Genomic DNA, 1140 nt, shown 5'->3' on the forward strand with positions numbered 1-1140 from the left:
TCGGGGTGCACCTCTCGGAGGAGTTCCAGCTCCACCCCGAGCAGTCCACCGACGCGATCGTCATCCACCACCCCGAGGCGAAATACTTCAACGCGGGAGGCCGTCGGCCATGACCACACTGCCCGAACTCCTGGCGAGTGGTACGCCCTCGTTCTCCTTCGAGTTCTTCCCGCCGAGGACGGCGGCCGGCACCCGCACGCTGTGGGAGGCGATCCGCCGGATCGAGGCCCTGTCCCCGACGTTCGTGTCGGTCACCTACGGTGCCGGCGGCACATCCCGGGACCGTACCGTCGAGGTCACCAAACGCATCGCCGCCGAAACCACGTTGCGGCCGGTCGCGCACCTGACGGCGGTCGGCCACTCCACCGCCGAACTCCGCCACATCATCGGCCAGTACGCGGACGCGGGCGTGCGCGACGTGCTCGCCCTGCGCGGCGACCCGCCGGGCGACCCCGCCGCACCCTGGGTCCCGCACCCGGAGGGCTTCACCCACGCCCACGAACTCGTCTCGTTGGTACGCAGGTCGGGCGAGTTCAGCGTGGGCGTGGCCGCCTTCCCCGAACGGCACCCGCGCTCGGCGGACTGGGCGGACGACATCCGGCACTTCGTCGCCAAGTGCCGCGCGGGCGCCGACTACGCCATCACCCAGATGTTCTTCCGGGTCGAGGACTACCTGCGCCTGCGCGACCGGGTCGCCGCCGCGGGCTGCGACACACCGATCATTCCCGAGATCATGCCGGCGACCGACGTACGGCAGATCGGCCGCTTCGCCGAACTCAGCAACGCAACCTTCCCCGACGGCCTCGCCCGGCGCCTGGACGCAGCCCGCGACAACCCGGCCGACGGCCACCGCATCGGTGTCGAGTACGCCACCGCCATGGCCGACCGCCTGCTCGCCGAAGGCGCTCCCGGTCTGCACTACATCACGCTCAACCGGTCCACCGCGACGCTGGAAATCCACCGGAACATTCAGAACACCCGGAACACCCGGGACGATCAGAGCACAAGGAGCGCACATGCCCTCGCAGCCGCCCGCTGACTTCACGGACTTCAAGGTCGCCGACCTCTCCCTCGCGGCGTTCGGTCGCAAGGAGATCACCCTGGCCGAGCACGAGATGCCCGGTCTGATGTCGATCCGCA

At 69.8% G+C, this 1140-nt stretch carries 2 protein-coding genes; both read left to right on the forward strand.

Going from position 1 to position 1140, the window contains the following annotated elements; translation table 11 throughout:
• Positions 1–109: 109 nt before the first annotated feature.
• Positions 110–1039: a methylenetetrahydrofolate reductase [NAD(P)H] gene (gene metF, locus ACWCXX_RS41470; protein ID WP_451136518.1), complete on the forward strand. Its 930-nt coding sequence runs from the start codon at positions 110–112 to the stop codon at positions 1037–1039.
• Positions 1017–1140, forward strand: a 124-nt coding sequence (locus ACWCXX_RS41475) for an adenosylhomocysteinase (RefSeq protein WP_451136520.1), incomplete at its 3' end; no start/stop codon positions are given. The genes metF and ACWCXX_RS41475, both read left to right, overlap by 23 nt.

It is taken from the genome of Streptomyces sp. NPDC001732 (assembly GCF_053596315.1).

Coding starts and splice junctions, on each gene's coding strand:
- metF (WP_451136518.1), top strand. CDS start 110: ATGACCACACTGCCCGAACTCCTGGCGAGTGGTACGCCCTCGTTCTCC.